The 3304-nt window shown below is 71.9% G+C and carries 3 protein-coding genes; all 3 read right to left on the bottom strand.

Annotated features, from left to right (window positions below; genetic code table 11):
* A partial coding sequence (locus CHC04_RS00180) for a tetratricopeptide repeat protein (protein WP_217897113.1) occupies nucleotides 1–2363 on the bottom strand: 2363 nt, incomplete at its 3' end.
* 33 nt (nucleotides 2364–2396) lie between these two features.
* Nucleotides 2397–2921 (bottom strand): hypothetical protein, encoded by a 525-nt coding sequence (locus CHC04_RS00175; protein WP_089401920.1) that lies wholly within the window; start codon nucleotides 2919–2921, stop codon nucleotides 2397–2399.
* 179 nt (nucleotides 2922–3100) lie between these two features.
* Nucleotides 3101–3304 (bottom strand): tetratricopeptide repeat protein (locus CHC04_RS23815; protein WP_176449772.1); only part of this gene is annotated, 204 nt, incomplete at its 5' end.

Below are 3304 nucleotides of genomic sequence, written 5' to 3'. Positions count from 1 at the left end.
CGGCTGGTGAGGGTGTCGGGGTGGTCGGGACCGAGGATGCGTTCACGGTCGGCGAGCGTGCGCTCGAGCAGTGGGAGGGCCTCGGCGAGCCGGCCGGCGTCCCGGTAGGCGGCGGCGAGGTTGCCGCGGCTGGCCAGGGTGTCGGGGTGGTCGGGGCCGAGCAGTCGCTCGCGGTCGGCGAGCGTGCGCTCGAACAGCGGCAACGCCTCTGGCAATAGGCCGGTGGCTTGCAGGGTCTTGGCGAGGTTGCCGCGGCTGGTGAGGGTGTCGGGGTGGTCGGGACCGAGAATGTATTCGCGGTCGGCGAGCGTGCGCTCGAGCAGTGGAAGAGCCTCGGCGAACCGGCCGGCTTCGTGGTAGGCGCTGGCGAGGTTGCTCCGAATCCCCAGGGTGTGAAGGTGCTCGCGACCGAAGACGCGCTCGGCATCAGGGAGTACGCGCTCGTACATCGGCAAGGCGAGCTGCAACCTGCCAGCGTCGCCGTAGGCGGTAGCGAGGTTGTTGCGGGCTAGCAGAGAGTTCGGGTGGTCTGGGCCGTAGCTCCGCTCGAGCATGGCGAGTTGGCGTTGCCATTCCTCGGCCGCGACGGTCACACGGCCGGCCACGTAGTCGTAGCGCGCGAGCAATCCGAGCAGTCCGAGCCGAGCGACGGCGTGGGCGACGGAATCCGCGCCGGCTCCCGTGGTCAGCTGACGGGCATGAGGCGCCACGCCCGCCAGAGCTGACTGCCGTCGGATGTCGGCCGCGTCGCCGAAGATGTCGAGCAGGGCGGCCGTGGCTGCGATGCGCATGTGGGCTTGGTCGGCGGTGTGGGGGTCGAGGAGGATGGCGGCGGCGCGGACGAGGACGTGAACGAGAACCGTCTGCGAGTCGGAGTCGTAGCGGTAGAGCCCGTCCTGGTGCCGGTCGTGGAAGGCGCGGGTGGCTGCGCGTTCAACGTCCCGTCCGTTGCCGGTGCGCCGGGCCAGAACGTCGGTGAGGAGTTGGCGGGGGATGGCGGTGGGAGCGAGTTGGCCGGCCAGGCGGAGCAGGTTCCAGGCGTCGTCGCCGAGCCGGCGGAGGCTGGTGGCCAGGGTGGCGGTGATCTGGCGGGCGTGGTCGCCGGGCAGCTGGTCGGCCAGATTGTTGGCCAGCTCATCGAACTCGGCGAGGCTGCCATTGATGAGCTCCCGGTAGGCGGCAAAGGTGGTGGCGCCGGCGACGTAAAGGCCGGCGACGTCGCAGGCCAGCGGATGCCAGCCGAGGTCTTCCGCGAGTAGTCGCGCCTGCTCGCGCTCCTCGTCGGGCAGCGGGCGGCCCTGGGTGAGCAGGGCCAGGGCGTCAGGCTCGGAGAGCACGTCGAGGTCGACCGCATCCAGGCGGCTGTGTGACCGGTCGCGGGTCGTGACGATCTCGTGCACCACCGCCGCGGGGCAGCGCCAGGCGTCCAGCCCGGCCGCATCTAGGCCGGTGGGCAGGTCATCGGCGATCCACAACACCGCCTTACCCCGCCGGTCCAGCTCGGTCTTGACCCGCTCCCGCACCCGGTCGGGCTCCAGGTGCGCGACGTCCAGGTCCAAGTCAGAGGCCAGCTCGGCGAAGGCGGTGTCGGCGGCGGCGCGGGTCTGCTCGGGCGTGGGCGGGGCGCCGGTGGGGTCGTTGCCCGCCGCCGACAGCCACACCACCCCGCCGGAGTAGCAGTCGGCGAACAGGTGGGCGTACTCGACGGCCAGCAGCGACTTGCCCATCCCCCCGAACCCCGACACGACCGCCACCGACCGGCCCGCGGCACCGGGGCCGACCAGCCCGCTCGTGCGGTGCAGCCGGTCGTGCACCGCCCACAGCTGCCCCAGCCGGCCAACGAACCGGGTCGAGCCCCCCTCCCAACCCGCACCTCCATACCAGCGCGGCCGCCCCGACGCCGGCAGCGCACCGAACGGGGTGCTGTGTTGGGCGACGCGCTCGGCGATCCGCGCGGCCAGCGCCGGCAGGTCGGCCAGGTCGTTCGGACTGGCGAACCGGCGGTCCAGCAGCCGGGACTCGATGACGTGGTCGAGAGTGACTTCGGGGTTGACCACCAACACCCGCTCCGGCCCCTGCCCGGCCCGCTCGGCGGCCAGCAGCGCCAGGGTCAGCTCCTCCCGGCACGCCCGCCGCGTCGGATACGCCTGCGAGTACCAGGCCAGCACCACCTTCGAGGCGGCCAGCCCTTCCCGCACCCGGTCGGGAATGGAGTCGAACGGGCCGATCCCGGCGTCATCGATCCACACCGGCACCCCGGCCGCCCGAAGCAGCGCCACGAGCTGGCCGAGGGCGCGGTGCCGGTCGGTGTCCGCCCGCGTCCAGGACACGAACACCCCACCGGTGTCACGCTCCTCGTTCATTCCGTGTCCCCCGTCAGACACCGACCGCAGGGGTTAGGGCGTGGGATAGCCGCTCAGCGGGGGGACGCCGGCGGCGTCGGCGAGCAGGTCGGCGTAGCCGACCAGGCGCTGCCGGGCCTGCTCCAGCTCCTCGCGCAGCCGGTTGGCGTGTTCCCACGCGTCCTCGTGCCCGGCCCGGGACTGCGTGGTCGGGCGCTGCGCCTCCCACAGGTCCAGCATGGGATGCCAGTGCGCCAGCAGCGGCCGCAGCTCGTAGTTGAGTACCAGCACCGCCAGCTCCCCGAAGCTGTACTCACCCTCCGGCCGGGGCCGGGCGATGTCCGGGCCGTAACGACGCAAGATGTCCCGGGTGATGCCGAACAGCGAGTACAAGCTGGTCAGCGCCTCCCGCAGCAGCCCCTGACTGGGCTTGAGCGGCACTACCGCGATCCGCGTGACCAGCTCGACGTAGAGCTCCCAGGCCGCCCGCCGCTCCTCGTCCTTCGGCCTCCAGGTGCCGGACACCGAGACCACGCCCAACTGCAGGCCGACCTGCAGGCTGTCCGCCCCCCACGCCATAGCCTGCAGCGTAGGACCCTTGCGGACCATCCAAGAAGGCGCCGACCGCGAGCGCTACAGCTCGGCGGCTCTAGGGACCGCGCTGGCTCGAACCTGTTCACCTTGACGCGGAGCGAAGGAGGGGGCGTTCGACTAGCGGAGCAATCGGTCGTCATTGGATGCGGCCCGGGCGCGAGTCGTTACTCACCAGACCACTGCTGGGCAGCGGCTAGGTTGTCCCGGGTGTTTCGGGTGTCGGGGTGGTCCGGCCCGAGGACGCGTTCGCGATCGGTGAGGGTGCGCTCGAGCAACGGTAGGGCTTCGGTCATGCGGCCGGCGTTGACGTATGCGACTGCGAGGTTCCCTCTGCTGGCGAGGGTGTCGGGGTGGTCGGGGCCGAGGAC

Origin of the sequence: Geodermatophilus saharensis (assembly GCF_900188205.1) — a bacterium.
Lineage (GTDB): Bacteria > Actinomycetota > Actinomycetes > Mycobacteriales > Geodermatophilaceae > Geodermatophilus > Geodermatophilus saharensis.
The sequence above is the reverse complement of the archived record's forward strand: the minus strand, read 5'-3'. Positions and strand labels throughout refer to the sequence as shown.